The 17888-nt window shown below is 64.6% G+C and carries 15 protein-coding genes; 4 read left to right on the plus strand and 11 right to left on the minus strand.

The features are described 5' to 3' along the window. Window positions 1-14 precede the first annotated feature (14 nt). Both lpxK and BUS42_RS29405 read right to left on the minus strand, forming a co-directional pair. Complete coding sequence (lpxK, locus tag BUS42_RS29400) at window positions 15-1085, minus strand: tetraacyldisaccharide 4'-kinase (protein WP_254053870.1); 1071 nt, start codon at window positions 1083-1085, stop codon at window positions 15-17. Then, window positions 1082-2170: an isocitrate/isopropylmalate dehydrogenase family protein gene (locus BUS42_RS29405; protein WP_074312984.1), complete on the minus strand. Its 1089-nt coding sequence runs from the start codon at window positions 2168-2170 to the stop codon at window positions 1082-1084. The genes lpxK and BUS42_RS29405 overlap by 4 nt, the downstream gene beginning before the upstream one ends. Window positions 2171-2369: 199 nt before the next feature. Between BUS42_RS29405 and BUS42_RS29410 the strand changes: the two genes are divergently transcribed. The 4 genes from BUS42_RS29410 (at window position 2370) to BUS42_RS45535 (ending at window position 7073) form a co-directional block, all read left to right on the plus strand. Next, window positions 2370-2702 (plus strand): Mpo1-like protein, encoded by a 333-nt coding sequence (locus BUS42_RS29410; protein ID WP_074312986.1) that lies wholly within the window; start codon window positions 2370-2372, stop codon window positions 2700-2702. Window positions 2703-3174: 472 nt separating this feature from the next. Next, entirely contained in the window at window positions 3175-5532 is a 2358-nt protein-coding gene (locus BUS42_RS29415) for a TolC family protein (RefSeq protein WP_074312988.1), read from the plus strand. Window positions 5533-5862: 330 nt separating this feature from the next. After that, complete coding sequence (locus BUS42_RS29425; protein ID WP_254053871.1) at window positions 5863-6714, plus strand: aldo/keto reductase; 852 nt, start codon at window positions 5863-5865, stop codon at window positions 6712-6714. Next, window positions 6711-7073 carry a hypothetical protein gene (locus BUS42_RS45535; protein ID WP_254053872.1) on the plus strand — a complete coding sequence of 121 codons (363 nt, stop codon included), beginning with the start codon at window positions 6711-6713 and terminating at the stop codon, window positions 7071-7073. The genes BUS42_RS29425 and BUS42_RS45535 overlap by 4 nt, the downstream gene beginning before the upstream one ends. A gap of 44 nt (window positions 7074-7117) precedes the next feature. On the opposite strand, the gene BUS42_RS29430 is transcribed toward BUS42_RS45535, so the two are convergent. The 9 genes from BUS42_RS29430 to BUS42_RS29470 form a co-directional block, all read right to left on the minus strand. Continuing rightward, on the minus strand, window positions 7118-7318 hold the full coding sequence (locus BUS42_RS29430; protein WP_074312992.1) for a DNA gyrase inhibitor YacG: 201 nt from the start codon (window positions 7316-7318) through the stop codon (window positions 7118-7120). A gap of 2 nt (window positions 7319-7320) precedes the next feature. After that, window positions 7321-7617 (minus strand): FmdB family zinc ribbon protein, encoded by a 297-nt coding sequence (locus BUS42_RS29435; RefSeq protein WP_074312994.1) that lies wholly within the window; start codon window positions 7615-7617, stop codon window positions 7321-7323. Between the two features lie 26 nt (window positions 7618-7643). After that, window positions 7644-8174 (minus strand): nucleotide exchange factor GrpE, encoded by a 531-nt coding sequence (gene grpE / locus BUS42_RS29440; RefSeq protein WP_074312996.1) that lies wholly within the window; start codon window positions 8172-8174, stop codon window positions 7644-7646. 56 nt (window positions 8175-8230) lie between these two features. Continuing rightward, complete coding sequence (dnaJ, locus tag BUS42_RS29445; protein ID WP_074312998.1) at window positions 8231-9385, minus strand: molecular chaperone DnaJ; 1155 nt, start codon at window positions 9383-9385, stop codon at window positions 8231-8233. A 272-nt stretch (window positions 9386-9657) separates the two neighbouring features. Continuing rightward, on the minus strand, window positions 9658-11283 hold the full coding sequence (gene groL, locus BUS42_RS29450; RefSeq protein ID WP_074313000.1) for a chaperonin GroEL: 1626 nt from the start codon (window positions 11281-11283) through the stop codon (window positions 9658-9660). Between the two features lie 80 nt (window positions 11284-11363). Then, the gene (groES, locus tag BUS42_RS29455; protein WP_015246510.1) at window positions 11364-11657 is read right to left on the minus strand and encodes a co-chaperone GroES; all 294 of its coding nucleotides are present in this window, start codon (window positions 11655-11657) and stop codon (window positions 11364-11366) included. A 104-nt stretch (window positions 11658-11761) separates the two neighbouring features. Continuing rightward, window positions 11762-13456, minus strand: a complete 1695-nt coding sequence (gene groL, locus BUS42_RS29460; RefSeq protein ID WP_074313002.1) for a chaperonin GroEL — start codon at window positions 13454-13456, stop codon at window positions 11762-11764. Between the two features lie 390 nt (window positions 13457-13846). Continuing rightward, window positions 13847-15214: a DUF1501 domain-containing protein gene (locus BUS42_RS29465; RefSeq protein ID WP_074313004.1), complete on the minus strand. Its 1368-nt coding sequence runs from the start codon at window positions 15212-15214 to the stop codon at window positions 13847-13849. An 87-nt stretch (window positions 15215-15301) separates the two neighbouring features. Beyond that, a complete protein-coding gene (locus tag BUS42_RS29470) occupies window positions 15302-17821 on the minus strand; it encodes a DUF1549 domain-containing protein (protein WP_083670776.1) in 2520 nt (839 codons plus the stop codon). Window positions 17822-17888 lie beyond the last annotated feature (67 nt).

A 17888-nucleotide genomic window follows, 5' to 3' on the forward strand; every position in this document is an offset into this window, starting at 1 on the left:
GACGGATCGGCCCATCAGGTCGGCCTAACGAACGGCTCCAGCGCTTCATCAAGCACGGTTTGTCCCGACATGATCTCCAAACCGATCCGGAGGGCGCGGAGCGGCACGGCTCCCAGGTTCGAGGCGCGAAGCTTCACCAAATCCTTCTGCGTGGTCAAGACCAGATCGGCCTTCAGGCCACGGACCCAGGTGGTCAGGTCGGCCACGTCGGCGGCGGTATAGGAATGGTGGTCGGGCCAGGCGCGGAAGCCGACCAAAGGGCCGGTGAGCGGCTCGATCGTTTTCCGGAAGCCGTCCGGGTTGCCGATCCCGCAGAACGCCGCAACCGAACGGCCCGCCAACGATTCGATCGATGTCGCTGGCCCTTCGGCGTCCAGGAGGTCGAGCGGGGCATGTCGGGCTTCGACCCAGCGCAGCGGACCGGCCCGTCGTTCGGCTTCCGCACGAATCGCTTTGCGAGTCGACTCGGGGACGAGGTCGGCGCGTGAGAGCACCACAACCCCCGCGCGCCTCAGCGAGCGCACCGGTTCGCGGAGCAAGCCTCGGGGAAAGATCCAGCCGAGACCAAACGGCTCGAGGGCGTCGAGGAGCACGATGTCGAGGTCACGCTTGAGTCGGCGATGCTGGAATCCGTCGTCGAGGACGAGCACTTCGGACTCGATCTCCTCGACGGCCACCTCGGCGAGCCGAACCCGGTCCGCGCCTTGGAGGTGGGGGACGTCGGGCAGGTTCTCCTCGAGCACTCGCCCCTCGTCGTTGACCCCGTCGTCTTGACCGTACCCTCGGCTGAGGATGGCGACCCGGATCCCTCGGGCGCGATACCAGCGCGCCACCCACTCGACCATGGGGGTCTTGCCGGTGCCGCCAAGCGTCAGGTTGCCGACGGCGATCACGGGGATGGCCACGCCTTGGACGGCGGAACCTCCCCGATCGTACCGCGCATTGCGAACGGCGACGGCCAGGCCATAGCCCGCCGCCGCCATTCGTAAACCAACACGGGCGAGACGGGCTCCCGGGCTGCGTGACTCGCCACGCACCAATCGGAGGAACCCCGCCTCGCTGAACCAGCCCGTTGAGTGGCTCACGCTCCCATGGCGCGAATGATTGCCTTGGCCATCTCAAGGGTGCCCACGGCGGACGGATCGTCACGGTGCGGCTTCATGTCGTAGGTGACGTCCTTGCCTTCCTTGATCACCTTGGCGACACCGGCGTCGAGTCGCTTGGCGGCCTCGGTCTCGCCGAGGTGCTCGAGCATCAAGACCCCCGAGAGGATGAGGGCCGTCGGATTCATCTTCCACTGGCCCTTGTACTTGGGCGCGGAGCCGTGGGTGGCTTCGAAGACCGCTCCCGATTCGCCGATATTGGCGCCCGGGGCAACGCCGAGGCCACCGACCAGGCCGGCGCCGAGGTCCGAGATGATGTCGCCGTAGAGGTTGGGCAAGACGAGCACGTCATAGAGCTCGGGCTTCTGCACGAGCTGCATGCACATGTTGTCGACGATCCGATCCTCGAACTCGATGTCGGTGTATTCCTTGGCCACCTCGCGGCTGACCTCGAGGAACAGTCCGTCCGAGTACTTGAGGATGTTCGCCTTGTGAACGGCGGTCACCTTCTTCCGCCCGTGCTTGCGGGCATATTCGAAGGCGTACTTGACGATCCGTTTGGAGCCGGAGATCGAGATCGGCTTGATCGAGATCCCCGAGTCGGGGCGGATCGTCTTGTTGTTCAGCCGCTTGATGTCGGCGATCAGCTCGGCCGTCTCGGGCTTGCCCTGCTCGAATTCGCAGCCGAGGTAGAGGTCCTCGGTATTCTCGCGGACGATGACGATATCGACCTTCGAGTTCGAGAAGAAGGTGCGGACCCCTTCATACTGCTTGCAAGGGCGAACGCAGGCGTAGAGGTCGAGAGCCTGGCGGAGATAGACGTTGACGCTGCGGAAACCGGTGCCGACCGGTGTGGTGATGGGGGCCTTGAGGGCGACCTTGGTGCGGCGGCACGACTCGATGACGCTGTCGGGGACCGGGGTCCCGACTTTCGCCATGATGTCGACGCCCGCTTCCTGGACGTCCCAGTTGATCTTGACGCCCGTCGCCTCGATGCACAGCCGCGCGGCTTCCGCCAGCTCCGGCCCGACGCCATCGCCGGGAATAAGGGTCACTTCATAAGCCATCGCAGGTCCGTCTCCCGCCGTGCGGTCCAGAGTTTGGTGTCGCAATATCGCGTCCACCCTTGATTTGGGCGTTGCGAACACCGTTCCAATTGGGATATTCTAGTTGGGTCCGAAGCGACCAACGTAACCACACCCCGATGCGCCGTCAAGCAGCCAAACCGGTTGGTCGTCCCAGGCCGCAACGTCGGAGCCTTCATCGATGATCTGCCCCCCCCACCCTCCCGCGAAGTTGGTCCAGGGCTGGATGGCCCGGCATCAAGATCCGACGAGCTTCGTGCTCCACATGATCGGGATTCCGCCGACGATCCTGGGGATCCTCATGATCCCGATTTACACCTACCTCTTCTCCCTGCCCGTCTTCCTCTTTTCCCTGGTGCTCTTCGTCGGCGGTTACATGATCCAGTTCCTCGGTCACGCGCTCGAGGGGACCGACCCCGGCGAGGTGATCCTCTTGAAGCGGAAACTGGGTTGGTCGTACGTGGATGTCGCTCCGCCCCGCAAATCGCGGCCGGGGACGGCCCGATCGGTTTGACGGTTCCGCCGCGTTGAGTTGGGCGATAGTTTGAATTTCAACGTTCAGGCAGGAACTCACGTGTGTTGGGCGTCCCGTTCCAGTGGGGACGGTTAAGGCTTGCCGATTGGTGCAGCCTTTGTTTTGGAGGTTGGCCTAGGACGGGCCAGTCAAAATCCGTAGAATCCGCCCCATCGCTTCAAGTTGCACTTCTGCTACAACCGATCATTAGGAACAGGTCGATCGGACGAACTCCCGCAATGGGCCAAGGGGCTGGTGCGGAGACAGTTCGCTCAGGGAAACGGCTCGACCCTCAGCGGATGCAGTCATTTCCCTGAAGATGGATCGACGGTTTGGCCATTACGAGGTGTCGGGGACCAAGGTGGTTCGGACGTATGGACGCGACCGGCTGCCGACCGCGGTGTGAGGGATCAGCGATCGAAGGTCTCCGTTGCTGGAGCCTTCACCTTCACGACCCGGGACCACTCGTCACATGGCGATCTTAGTCAAGGACGGCCTGGCCATGCGATTGACGCGAATCAAGAAACGGCTCGCTCAGACAGCAATGGTGGCGGCAGCCTGGGCCGCCTCCTCAGGCTGTCAGCGGCTGCCCTACATTGACCAATCGAAGGCCGTTCCCCATGAAAAACTGGGGACGATCGGGGATGAGGATAAAAAAGTCACCCAGGCCCAGTTCCTCAGCAGTTCGATGGCGCTGCCGATGCCCAAGGTGCAGAAGCCGCGCACCACGAACGACCCTGAGGCCCAGGAGATCTGGGAGCTCACCCTGCCTGACGCCATCCGGGTGGGCCTGGACAACTCCGAAGTTGTCCGCGTCATCTCACTCGGTGCTCAAGGCATCCCGGTCGGTGGCTTCGAACCCACGCCGTTGAACAACGGGGCCGGTTCCGGCATCGCCAGCGCCCTTGGCGCTAGTCCACTCCAGACGGTCTACGACCCCGCGATCCAGGAAACGCAAATCGCGCAGGCGCTCTCGTCCTTCGACACCAACTTCACGACCAGTTTGCTCTGGGGGCACAGTCTCGCCCCGTTCAATAACGCGATCTCGGCCGGTACGATCGTCGGTGCTTCGCGGTTCCCGATCATCTTCGATCAGGACACCGCGCAGTTTCAGACGGGCGTTCAAAAGCGGACGGCCACCGGTGCCCAGATCGGCGTGACGCATAACATCAGCTACCTGTATTCGAATAGCCCGACCAATGCGACCCCGTCCGCCTATACGACCAACCTCCAGCTCAGCTTGACCCAGCCTTTGTTGGGAAGTGCGCCGCTGGCGGGGGGCCAGGCGGGTCCCGCGGTCGGTCTCGAGGCCAACCGGGCACCCATCGTGATCGCCCGGCTCAACGCCGATGCCGCCGTCTGGCGGTTCAAGGCCGAGATCATGGCCCACGTCCGCTCGATCGAACAGCAGTATTGGAGCCTGGCCCAACAGCACGTCCAGCTCTGGAGTAGCGAGAAGGCGGTCGAGCTGGCCGAGGAAATCAAGAAGCGTGAAGAGTCTGAGCTCGAAGTCGGCCGCGGCACCGTCGCCGACGTCGCCGAGGCCACTCAGCGGCTCGAGCAGTTCCGGCTCGATTTGGTGACCAAGACCTCCGACGTCATCACGACTGAGCGGCAGCTTCGCAACATCCTTGGCCTTCCCCCGGCCGACAGCCGGCGGATCGTTCCGGTCACCGCTCCGAGCGAGGCACGGCTTCAGCCCGACTGGGATTCCAGCGTGGCCCAGATGCTCTCGTTCCAGCCCGACATCGTGAGCCAGCAACTCGTCGTCCGGGTGGCTGAACTCCAGCTCCTGATCGCTCGGAACCAACTCTTGCCGGTCTTGAACTTCAACGCCCTCTACCAGTTCAACGGGCTAGGAGCCGACCTGGATTCGGCCGAGTCGGTCATGACCGGGCGAACCATCCGGGCGATCGATCCCTTGGTCTCCCAGCAGCAGCGTGCGGCCGGTCTCAACGCGTCGCCGGGCAACTACAACAACTTCCAGTCGTGGCAGCTCGGGTTCACGTTCCAGATGCCCTTGGGCATGCGTGCTCCCCTGGCGAACACCCGCCAGTCGCAGTACGTTCTGCTCAAGCAGCGGGCCTACCTGCAGCAGATCGTCCACCAGACGACCCACTCGCTCGGTCGGTTCTTCCTCGAGGTCGACGCCAACTACAAGCAGTTCAAGACCGCCTCTCGGCTGCGAGCCGCGGCGGCTCAGCGACTTGAAGCCCAGCGTGCCTTCTACGAGGAAGGCCGGATCACCATCGACCGCTACCTGGACGCCGTCAGCCAGTACGCCAGTGCCGTGGCCCAGGAGGCGCAGTTCAAGACGACCTACAACATCTCGATCGTGGCTCTCGAAGAAGCCAAGGGGACGCTGCTCGCCTACGACAACATTGCCGTGGCGGAAGGCCCGCATCCCCAGAAGGCCAGCATTCAGGCTCGCGACCAGCAGGCGGCCCATCGTCAACTGCCGGTGGGTGGTACCGGCAACTACGCACCGCGACCGATCACCGGACCTCCGGTTGCCGACCCGGTCGTACCAATGGCACCCCTGGGCTCGGAACCTGACGGACCGCGACCTCTGCTTCCGGCCCCGGTCGGCCCCCTCGGCCCGCCCCCGACGCCGGTGAATCCGACCATACCGGCGGGTGAGCCGCCGATCCTTTCGCGGACGACGAATCCCGCGCCCGCTCAGCCCTCACGGCCGGCCCCGGCTCCCGTTGAACCCAACGTGATTCCTGCCTCGGCCACGATGGCGACGCCCGCCTCGGCCGCCGAAGCTGATAGCGACTTGCCCCCGCTTCCCGTGCCGATCGATCTGCCGCCGCTCCCTCCTCAGTAAGTCAGACGGTGCGCGGAGTCCGAGGCACAACGACACTAATGCCGGGCCGGACCTTCTTGGAAAAGAAGGTCCGGCCCGGGTTCGTTTGACGCAAAGCTAAGGCAATCGAAAGGCGCAAAGACGTGCCGACGTCGGCCGAAGACGGAGCGCGCTCCGCCCTCCCTCCGGAGGGCCGGCCCCGATCGAAAGTCCACGCCGATTGTCGGAACCTTGTTGACCATGCCCTACCAACTCGATCAGAATGAGTCGCAATCCAGCTCGACCGTGCCCGGCGTGCGGACTCGGGACTGAGCGGCCTGGTCTGATCCCTCGTTCTGGAAGGTCGATACGATGGAAGGCTCCCAAGGCTCTTGCGGCGGCAATCGGCGACGTTTCCTGAAGACGGCCGCGGCGGCCGGCCCGGTCCTGGCGGCGGCTGGCCCCTTGCTGGCGGCCGATCCCAAAGCGCTTCCCATGATCACTCTGGGGAAGACGGGTCAAAAGGTCTCCCGGCTCGGGATGGGATCGAGCTGGTCGGTCGACCCCAGCTTCGTCCAGGCCCTCCTCGCCTCCGGCGTCACCTATATCGATACGGCCGAAGGTTATGAAAACGGCAAGTCGGAGAAAACCATCGGCGAGGTCCTGGCGCGGACGGGCAAACGCAAGGATGTGTTTCTCGTCACCAAGACCCATGCCCCTCGCAAGATCAGCGGCGACTTCAAGGCGTCCGCCTTCTTCGAGAAGAAGGCTAAGGAAAGCCTCGAACGGCTCCAGACCGACTACATCGATAGCTACTTCATGCACGGGCTCACCGGCTCGCAGATTCCGATGCTCAGCGACCCGGCCGTGAAGGCGGCGTTCGAGCAACTGAAGGCGAAGGGGACGATTCGGTACGCGGGACTGAGCTGCCACGACGCTCAGTTGGTTGAGATCGTCGAGGCCGCCGCCGCATGCGGTTGGATCGACCATATCATGATCCAGTACAACTACCGGACCATGGACGTCGATGCTCTGAAGCGCGCCGTGGACAAGGCCTCCAAGGCCAACATCGGCCTGGTCGCGATGAAGACCCAGGGGGGGCGAATGAGTTCAAGGGGGCCGGCGAGTCGCCGCACCTCAAGGAATTCATCGCCAAGGGGTTCAAGCAGGAGCAGGCCGCGATCAAGACCGTCTTCGCCGACGAACGGTTCCACGCCGTCGTGAGCGAGATGACCAACCGCGACATGCTCCGTGAGAACATCGCCGCGACCCGCGACCCGATCACGGCGAAGGAGGCCCGGCTGCTCGAGGAGCATCGCCAGCGGACGTCGAATCTCTACTGCCACGGCTGCGGCCACTTGTGCGAAACGGCCGCTCACGGCGTTCCCGTGGCCACCGTGCTCCGCTACCTGCGGTACTACGAGGCGTACGGCAAGCGGCAAGAAGCCCGGGCACTCTACCAGGCGCTTCCCGCCCAAGCTCGCGACCTGGCCTCGGCCAATCTCGCGGCCGCCGAGGCGGCCTGCCCCTACGGCCTGCCCGTCGCCCAGCTCGTTCAGATTGCCGATCGTCGAATGAGCTGAGCGGGGAACCGACGAATGACTGGCGGCTGACGAACGCTCGTTCGTCAGTCGTCAGCCTCATCCTCGGATGGATTCGGAGCGGGAGTCGGCGTCGTCACGTCGTCAGGAACGGCGTAGGTCCCGTCGATCCAGCGTCCGAGATCGACCAACCGACAGCGATCCGAGCAGAACGGAAAGCTCGGTAACTTGTCGATCGACTCGATCTCGAACTTCTTCGCGCAGGTTGGGCAACGGCCCCGGATCATTTTCAAGACGTCCCAGTGCTAGTTGGCTTCGGCGCGTCGGACTTGGCCGGGGTCGAAGAGCTCGATGACGACGACTCCGACGGCTTATCAGCCGCCGCGTGTTTCTTGTACGAATCACTGCGGTAGTCGGTCTGGTAGAATCCCGATCCTTTGAAAATGATCGCGGCTCCTCCGCCGATCTTGCGGCGGAGCTTGACTTCCTGGCATTGCGGGCAGACGGTCTGCGGGTCGGCCTTGATCGATTCGAAGGACTCGAATTCGTGGTTGCACGCGTCGCAGATGTAGTCGTAGGTCGGCATCGGAGATAGACCTCGGTTCGGATTCGTCAGGACTGGGCGGGCTTGACCGACACGGCGACCTTGGAGGGTCTCAGGACGCGTTCGCGAATCCGATAGCCTTTGCTCAGCTCGTTCACGACGGTCCCCTCGGGGTGGTGGGCGTCGGGCTGCTGAACCAGTGCGTCGTGCTCGTTGGGATCGAACGGCTTGCCCAGGGCCTCGATCGGCTCGACGCCGTGCTTGGCCAAGGTGGCGAGCAATTGCTTGTGGACCATGTCCAGGCCCTCGTGAATCCCGGACGGGGCCGTCGCTTTCAACGCCACGCCGGCCCGCTCGAGGTTGTCGATCCCATCGAGCAGGTCACGCGCGAGTGAACCGACCGCATAAATGCGGTCGGAATCGGCTTGCGTCTTTGAGCGCTTCTGAAAGTTCATAAACTCGGCGCGGGTGCGCTGGAGTTGGTCAAAGTACTCGTCACGCTGGCGCTGGACCTGGCCAAGGTCCTCCGTGGCCGACGCGTTGTTAGGCTTGGGCTCGCCGGCGATGTCATTTTCGCTCTGCTGGGTCGTATCGCTCATGGGATATCCTCCTCGCGGACCGCGCGACGGGTTCGGTTCGACTCAACTCGAAAAGATCAGGACGCGCCTGGTTCCGCCCCGTCGGCATCCTCGGTGAAGTAGTCGCGGAGCTTCTCGAAGAAGCTCTTTCGTCTCGGGCTGACGTCGAGATGCTCGATCTCGGCCAGCTCGCGAAGCAGTTCTTCCTGGCGAGGGGTCAGGTGTCGCGGTGTTTCCACGACGACCTCGACGAGTTCGTCGCCGCGTCCTCGCCCACTGATATCGGGCATCCCCCGTCCCTTGAGCCGGAGCACGTCGCCGCTCTGCGTTCCTTTGGGAACGTGCAGGCGGTCAGGGCCGTCGAGGGTCGGCACTTCAATGTCGGCGCCGAGGGCCGCCTGGGGGAAGTTGATCGGGACCTGGCAGACCAGGTCGTTGCGGTTCCGTTCGAAGAACGGATGCTTGCGGACCAAAATCTGGATTCTCAGATTGCCCCGAGGCGCGCCGGGGTCGCCCGGTTCCCCTTGGCCGCGGAGTTGGAGCCACATGCCGCTCTCGACGCCGGGCGGAACGTCCACTTTCAGATGGGCGACGGCGTTGACTCGCCCCGCGCCTCGGCAATTCGGGCAGGGGTCGGTGACGCGCATCCCTTCGCCGCCGCAGGCCGGGCAGGTGGTGGCCACCTGGAAGAACCCACGCGACTGGACGACCTGTCCCTGGCCGCCGCAATAGTTGCAGCTGACGGCCACGGTCCCTTTCTTGGCGCCCGACCCTTTGCAGTCGCCGCAATATTCTTGGCGGTTGACATCGATCGGCTTGGTCGTGCCCCGGGCCGCCTCGACCAGGTCGATCTCGAGCTTGAACAGGAGGTCCTGCCCGGCCCGAGGTCCTCGGCGTCGCTGGCCGAAGAGGTCGCCGAAGAGGCCGCCGCCGAAGATATCGCCGAACGCCGACATGATGTCTTCGGCGTTGCGGAAGTCATGGACCCCTGCCCCCTCGAGGCCGGCGTGGCCGTAGCGGTCGTACCGCTGGCGCTTCGCCTGGTCGGAGAGGACTTCGTAGGCTTCGGCCGCTTCTTTGAAGCGTTTCTCGGCGTCGGCGTTGCCGGGATTCTTGTCGGGGTGATTCTTCAGCGCCAGTTGCCGATAAGCTTTCTTGATTTCATCCTGAGAGGCTTCGCGCTTGATTTCAAGGACTGCGTAATAGTCACGCTTTGTGGTTGCCATCGGCATGGCGTCTCGCTCAGGTCTGGGGTATCAGGGGCGGCGTGCGGCAATGTTCCAGGATAGCATCTCAGGCCAAGTCGTGACACGGCCCAATCCCGTCCCATCTCGACAACTCAAGAGGAATCGCACAGTAAAAATGAGAGGCCTGGACAGCTTTCGGGAGATATGGCGGTTGGTTCGAGGCGGTCGGCCAGCAAGCGGAAAGAGGACCATAGGTCAGGCCCACTCGGGAGCGAGTGGGCCTGACCCCGGGAACGTTGCGTTGCGAACCGAACCGATTAACGGACCGACCCTTCGACGCGGGTCGCTCCGTCTTTCTCGTCGTCTTTGATGTTGGTGATCATCGCCTCGGTGGTGAGCATGAGGGCGGCGATCGAGGCGGCGTTCTGCAGGGCCGAACGCGTCACCTTGGTGGGGTCGACGATCCCGGCCTTGAACAGGTCGACGTACTCGCCGGTGTTGGCGTTGAAGCCAACGGCGCCGGTACGCGACTTGACCTCTTCGGCCACGACCGCACCATCGTGTCCCGAGTTGGACGCGATGTGGCGGATCGGCTCTTCCAGGCCCCGCAGGACGATCGAGGCGCCGAGCTGCTCGTCACCCTTGAGGGTGTCGCGAAGCTTTTCGACGGCCGGAATCACCCGGAGCAAGGCCACGCCGCCGCCGGGGACGATTCCCTCTTCGGCCGCCGCGCGGGTCGCATGGAGCGCGTCTTCGACGCGAGCCTTGATCTCTTTCATGGCGGCTTCGGTCGCCGCGCCGACGTTGATCAGAGCCACGCCCCCGGAGAGCTTCGCCAAGCGCTCCTGGAACTTCTCCTTGTCGTACTCGCTTTCCGTCTCTTCGATCTGGCGGCGGAGCTGGTCGATCCGCTTCTGGATGTCGGCCTTCTTGCCGGCGCCTTGGATCAAGGTGGTGCTGTCTTTGTTCACCTTGATCTGCTTGGCCGTGCCCAGTTCCTTGAGGGTCAGGTTCTCAAGCTTCAGGCCCAGGTCTTCGCTGATGACCGTTCCGCCGGTCAGGATCGCGATGTCAGCGAGCATCGCCTTGCGGCGGTCACCGAACCCGGGAGCCTTGACGGCGGCGATGTTCAGCACGCCACGGAGCTTGTTGACGACCAAGGTCGCCAGCGCTTCGCCGTCGACGTCCTCGGCGATGATCAGCAGCGGCTTGCCCGACTGCGCGACCTTCTCGAGCAGGGGGATCATCTCGCGGAGACTGCTGATCTTCTTCTCGTGAAGCAGGATCAGGGCGTCGTCGAAGATGACTTCCATCGTCGTCGGGCTGGTGACGAAGTAGGGGCTGAGGTAGCCCTTGTCGAACTGCATGCCCTCGACGAACTCGAGCGTTGTGGTCGCGGTCTTGCCTTCTTCGACCGTGATCACACCGTCGCGGCCCACCCGCTCCACCGCGTCGGCAAGCATGTTGCCGATCTCGGCGTCGTTGTTGGCCGAGATCGTGCCGACCTGCGCGATCTCTTCCTTCTTGGAGACGGGCCGCGAGAGGTTGTCACGCAACTCGGTGACAGCCGCCTCGACCGCCTTCTCGATCCCTCGGCGGACGGCCGTCGGATTGGCCCCCGAGGTGATGTTGCGGAGCCCTTCGCGGAACAAGGCGCGGGCGAGGATGGTGGCGGTCGTCGTGCCGTCGCCGGCGGTGTCGGAGGTCTTCGACGCGACGACGTTGACCAGCTTGGCGCCCATGTTCTCGAACGGATCGGGCAGCTCGATCTCCTTCGAGACCGTGACGCCGTCCTTGGTGACGGTCGGGCCACCGAACGACTTGCTGAGGATCACGTTGCGCCCGGTCGGGCCGAGCGTGGTGCCCACCGCGTGGGCCAAGATATCGACGCCTTCGAGCAGTTTGCGGCGCGCGGCGTCGGAGAAGAGCAGTTGCTTTGCCACGGGTCAGTTGTCCTTCTCTTGTCGGATGGGCACGGCCCACCAATCTTATGGAATGGTGGGCACGCCCACCCCACGGCCGGTTACTTGACGATCTTCGCCAGGATGTCGGACTCGCGGAGGATCTTGATTTCCTCGCCGTCGACCTTGATCTCGGTGCCCGAGTACTTGCCGAAGAGAACTTCGTCCCCTTCAACCACGCCGATCGGGGCACGCTCGCCCGAATCCAGCAACTTGCCCGGGCCCACGGCGAGCACGCGGCCACGCTGCGGCTTCTCCTTGGCGGTGTCGGGCAGCACGATGCCACCAGCCGTCTTCTCCTCAGCTTCAATCTGCTGGATCACAACGCGGTCTTCGAGCGGGCGAATCTTGGCCATCTGAGTGCATTCCTTATCACGTTCGGTTCGACCCCGTGCCGACGGGGCCGAACGTGGTTCCGGGGAAAAGATCGTCGATTCCAAAGCAGGCCGGACAGCCGGGATTACATCATCCCCATACCGCCCATTCCGCCCATTCCGCCCATGCCACCCATTCCTCCCATGCCGCCCATTCCACCCATGCCTCCGCCGTGGTCATCGTGGTGACCGGCGGCTTCCGCCTTCTTCCGGGGTTCGGCGATGATGGCTTCGGTGGTCAGGAGCAGGCCGGCGACGGAAGCGGCGTTCTGGAGGGCCGACCGTGTGACCTTGGTGGGGTCAACGATGCCGGCGGCGAACATGTCGCCCCAGGCGCCGGTGTCAGCGTTGTAGCCGAAGTTGGCTTCCGTGGACTTGAGGATCTTGTTGACCACCACGGCGCCGTCGATGCCGGCGTTCTCGGCGATCGAGCGCGCGGGCTGCTCGAGGGCGCGGCGGATGATCTGGACGCCCATCGCCTGGTCGCCGGTGAGCTTGAGGGCGTCGAGCGCGGTGATCGCACGGATCAGGGCGGTGCCGCCGCCGGGGACGACCCCTTCTTCGATCGCGGCGCGAGTCGCGTGCAGGGCGTCCTCGACCAGAGCCTTACGCTCTTTCATCTCGGTCTCGGTGGCCGCGCCGACGTTGATGCGGGCGACACCGCCGGCGAGCTTGGCAAGACGCTCTTGGAGCTTCTCGCGGTCGTACTCGCTGTCGGTCTGGGTGATCTCGCGGCGGATCATTTCGACCCGGCCCTTGATCTCGTCCTGGGTGCCGGCCCCTTCGACGATCGTGGTGTTTTCGCTGTCGATCGTGATCTTGCGGGCCCGGCCGAGGTCGCTGAGCTGAATGCTCTCGAGCTCGATGCCGAGGTCCTTGAAGATCGCCTTGCCACCGGTGAGGACGGCGATGTCGCCGAGCATCGCCTTGCGGCGGTCACCGTAGCCGGGGGCCTTGACGGCCGCGACCTTGAGGATGCCGCGGAGCTTGTTGACGACCAGGGTCGCCAAGGCTTCGCCTTCGATGTCCTCGGCGATCACGACGAGCGGCTTGCTCGACCGGGCGATCAGCTCGAGCAACGGGATCAGCTTCTGGGGCGAGCTGACCTTCTCTTCGTAGATCAGGATGTAGGCGTCTTCGAGGACGACCTCCATGCGGTCCTGGTCGGTGACGAAGTGGGGGGAGAGGTAGCCCCGGTCGAACTGCATCCCCTCGACCACGTCGACGGTGGTCTCGTTGCCCTTGCCCTCTTCGACGGTGATCACGCCGTCGGTGCCGACCTTCTCGAAGGCGTCGGCCAGCTTCTCGCCGATGATCGTGTCGTTGTTCGAGGCGATGGCGGCGACCTCGGTGATCTCCTTCTTGCCGGAGACCTTCTTCGATTGCCCCTTCACGTGCTCGACGACGGCCGTGACCGCCTGATCGATGCCTCGCTTCAGCGCCATCGGATCCGCGCCCGCGGCCAGCGCTTTGAGCCCTTCCTTGAAGATGGCCTCGGCCAGGACGGTGGCGGTCGTCGTGCCGTCGCCCGCGGCGTCGGAGGTCTTGCTGGCGGCCTCCTTGACGAGTTGGGCACCCATGTTTTCGTAGGGATCGGTCAGCTCGATCTCCTCGGCCACGGTCACGCCGTCTTTGGTGACGGTCGGGCTGCCCCAGCCCTTGTCGATCACGGCGTTACGGCCGCGCGGGCCCAGGGTGCTCCGGACGGCCCGGGCCAGTTTGGTCACGCCGCTCGCCAGCTTCTGGCGGGCCTCCTCATCGTAGGCCATCATCTTCGCCACGGTGGATTCTCCTTCGACGCGGTCGGGAGCCGTCACTCGTCGTACCTGAGGCCGACGACGACGCGAGGGTCGACCGCTCACGCGGTTTCCCCTTCGTACTGAAAGTTCGTGGAACCCAATGCAACTGGCATACCGTCACTTTGAGGCTTTTTTAAGTCGTTTGGGAATGATGACTTAGGATGACCGGTGCGAGACCGCCGGTCGTGGCATTAACTGCCGTTTTGGCAGGCCTTGGTCATGTTTGTCATCTTCCGACCAGGAGCCCGTCGGTGGTGGGAGTGGGACGGAGGGGGTTGCTGAGATGAGGGCGCACCCCCCATGAAAAACGGCTCGCCCCCCGAAGTCGGAGGTGCGAGCCGTTCGGGCGAAACGCCCCATTGGGCGGGGCGATCAGCAGAGTTCGCTGATGACTCTGCCGGTCGAGCCGATGGAGATTGGGCGCCCTGCGCGGTTCTTGAAGCTGGTTTCGGGGTCGATGCCCATCTGACGGTAAAGCGTGACGAGCAGGTCGGGCGGGGTCACGGGGCAATCCTTGGGGACTTCTCCCCGGGAGTTGCTCGAGCCGATGACACGGCCTTGAGCGAACCCACCGCCGGCCACCAGCACGCTCATCACCTCGCCCCAGTGGTCGCGTCCTGGAACGGGGTCGATGCCGGCCAAGCCTTGGTTGATCCGCGGGGTTCGGCCGAACTCCCCCATGACCAGCACGACGGTCGAGTCGAGCATTCCGTGCATTTCGAGGTCGTCGACCAGGGTGGCGACGGCGCTATCGACGATCGGTAAGACGCGTTTCATCCCCACTTCGAGGCTGGAGTGGAAGTCCCAGCCGCCATAGGTCAGCGTGACGAACCGGACTCCGGCCTGGACGAGCCGACGGGCCATCAAGGCGCTCTGGCCCCAGATGTGGCGTCCATAGCGGTCACGGAGCTTCGGGCTCTCCTTGCGGATATCGAACGCCGCGCGGGTGGCGGGGCTGGAAACCATCGTGAACGCATTCTGGCTGAATTGGTCGAGGCCATCCATCAGGCCCGAGGCGTCGACGTCGCGGCGGACGTGGTCGAAGGCGCCGAGGAGGCTGCGCCTTCCTTCGATCCGAGGAAGGTCGACACCAGCGGGAGGGGCGAGGTTCGGCACCTGGTAGCCGTCGGAATTGGGATCGCCGTCGGCCGAGAACGGGTTGTAGCCGAGCCCGAGGTAGGCTGCGCCGTGGTATCCGGGGGCGAGCCCGACCGAGTGGGTCTGGGGAAGACCCACATAGGCGGGCATGCCCGGCGTCTTCGGTCCTTTCAGCTTGGCGATGATCGAACCGGCCGAGGGATACTGAGGCGCCAGGTCCGCGGCCGATGAGCCGAGCACCCCCGTCAGCATCCAGTGGGCGGCCGCGAAGTGGTCGCCGTTATGGTGGTGCATCGAGCGGATGATCGACATCTTGTCCATCATCCCCGCGTGCTGGGGAAAGAGCTCGGAGATTCGGATTCCGGGCACGCATGTCTCAATCGAGTTGAGCGGCCCCCGAAAATCGATCGGCGCATCGGGCTTGGGGTCGTACGTTTCATGCTGCGGCGGGCCGCCGTCGAGCCAGACCAGGATCACCGACAGGTCGCGACCCTTGGGCTGTCCCGCCGCCTTGGCGGCCGCCTCGATCCGAAGGAGATCCGCGAGGTTGAGGCCGGCGAGGCCAAGAAACCCCGCCTTGAGGAAGGAACGCCGGCTTGGCCCCTGGGCTCGAGGCGAAGAGTGACCCATCAGTTCCAACATCGGGGGAGTCTCCTCGGCGGTAGGTGGCGTGCTGGGGGGTAGGCGATGCATCGGAGTGGGATCCGCTCCGGATCCAAGCCCAGTCCGTCAGTCGTTGAACTGAAACTCCTTGGCGTTGATCAAGGCCCAGACGATATCCTCGAAGGCCTCGCGTTTCTTGTCGGCGTGGGCAGTCAGGTGGGCCAAGGCGCTGGCGGTCTCGCCGCTGGAGGGAGTCCGGCCGAAGGCGGCCCAGAACAGTTCCTCCACCTTGGCTTCGTCGGTTCTCGGGTCCTTGGCGAGCGCTTCGGCACGGCCGCCGGCCGCGGCCAGCTTGGCTTGCACCTCGCCGGAGTTGAGGAGCATCAGGCTTTGCCCCAAGCTGGCGTCGCCGACTCGCTCGCACTCGCACGGAGTGTCGCGTTTGGGCCGACCGAACGTGTCAAGAAAGGCCGAGACTACACTCTCGTCGGGCAGCTCGATGGCGCGAGTTCCCGCGGGAAGTCCGGCAAATGCCGTCGGCACTCCCGAGACTTGCGAGATGGCGTCCAGCAAGACCTCCGCGCCCAGCCGCTTGGGATAGTGGCGGGCGAAGCTCTGTTTATCCTTGCGGTTGTACTCGTTCGGGACGCTCGAGAGCCCGTAGAGCCGGCTCGTGCAGATGGTGCGGACCAGCCGCTTGAGGTCGTAGCCCTGCTTGACGAAGTCGTCCGCCAAGCCGTCAAGCAGGTCGGGGTTCGACGGTGGATTCGTCAGCCGCAGGTCGTCCATCGGCTCGACGATCCCGCGCCCGAAGAAGTGGGCCCAGTAGCGGTTCACGAGTGCCTTGGCAAAGAACGGATTCTGGGGGGCGGCCATCCAGTCGACGAGCTTCTGACGCGGATCCTCGTTGCCCGCGATCGCGACCAGATCGCCTCCGAGTCCCTTGGGAGCCATCACCTGCTTCGTCTTCGGCTGCGTGACCGAGCCGGTCCGGGCGGTGAAGATGACCTCGTCGTTCCGGCCGATCCGCTGAGCGTGCGCGGAGGGCTTCCGGCCGATCCGCGCGAAGAAGGCGGCGAACCCGTAGTAGTCGTTCTCACTCCACTTTTCGAACGGGTGGTGGTGACACTTGGCGCACTGGAGCCGCATCCCGAGGAACACCTGCGCCGAGTCGTCGACGAACGCGTCGGCCGCCTTGATCCGGCGATACCACTGGACCGGCGGCGAAGTCTCGGGCGTGCCGCTGGCGGCGAGAATTGCGCGGACGAACTGGTCGTAAGGTGTGTTTTGGGCCAGGTTTTCGCGAATCCAGTCGTAGAACCCGAAGGTTCCGTGCTGGGCGGTTGGATCTCCCTCGCGCTTGTTGCGGAGGATGTCGGCCCATTTGATCGCGAAGTAGGTTGCGTATTCAGGGCGATCCAGCAGCCGGTCGACGAGCGTTGCCCGCTTCTCGGGGCTGGGGTCGGCCACGAACGCCTTGATTTCGTCGGCGGTCGGCAGGGTTCCGATGATGTCGAGCGAGGCGCGGCGAATGAACTCCGCGTCGGTGCATGACTCGGAGGGCAGGATCCCGAGCGCGTTCCACTGCTTGAGCGACGCAACGTCGATGAGGTTGTTGGGCCGGAACTCCGGGGCGTTGGCAATGGGCAAGCCGAGGGGAACGGTGGCGCGAAACACGGCGACCTGCCCCTGGTAGCGCGCCATGATGCCCGCTTGGCCGGAGAGTTCCCGGGTGGCGACCTTGCCCCCCTCCGCAACGTCGGCCACCTCGGGGTCGTTCGACTGGTATTGTGCCCAGCGGGTCACGTCCTCGGTGGTCCCATCGGTATAGTGGGCCGTCACGATCATCTGCTGTGAGGTCCCGCGGGTCATGACGCGGGAGTCGGGATAGATTTCGATCCCCGAAACCGTGGGGTCGGTCGCCTTGCCGACGGGCATCCCTCCCCCGATCCAGCGGCTGATCACGCGATACTCTTGCGAATCGGCTTTGAGCCGCTTGCCGCCACCATGCGGGACGGTCGCGGTTCCCTTGGTCAGGAGCAGGCTCTGCTCGGGCCGCGCGGGGAAGAGCCGTCGCCCGCGCCCTTCCTTGACCAGTGCCTCGTAGTCGAGGATCGGCTCGAAGCCGAGCAGGCTGAGCCGGAACCCATTTTGGCCGCTGGCCTTGCCGTGGCACCCGCCGGAGTTGCAGCCGAGCTTGGTGAAGATAGGCACGACCTGGTTGGCGAAGTTGACCGTCCGCTCCGCGGTGAACTCGGTGACGGTCACGGGCACGTCGACCGTCCGCTCGCCCCACCGCACGGTGATGGTCGCCGCGCCGTCTCCCTTCGCGGAGATCATCCCTGAGGCGTCGATTTCCGCGACCTTGGGGTCTGACGACCCGAACTTGGCCTGAGCCGACTCGTCCCGCGCGGCGGAGTCACTGGCAATCACCTCGACCGCCAGTTGCTGGACCGAGTCGGGCCCGCGGAGGACCACCCGAGGCGGAACGACCCGGAGCGAGTCCGCCACGGATCCAGCTTGGGGCGGCTGATCGGCCCAGGCGGCGGTGGCGCAAAATCCCCAGAGGAGGAGGACGCGAGTCGCCTGGAGGGACGTCGACCAAGGGTTCGAGCGAAGAATCCGTGTCATCCGCCGTCGTTGCATCGCAGAGCGTCTCCCTTGGCAGCCTCCTTTGATCGGAGGGGTTCGATGTTCACTCTACAATCCTCCC

Source organism: Singulisphaera sp. GP187 (assembly GCF_900129635.1).
GTDB lineage: Bacteria > Planctomycetota > Planctomycetia > Isosphaerales > Isosphaeraceae > Singulisphaera.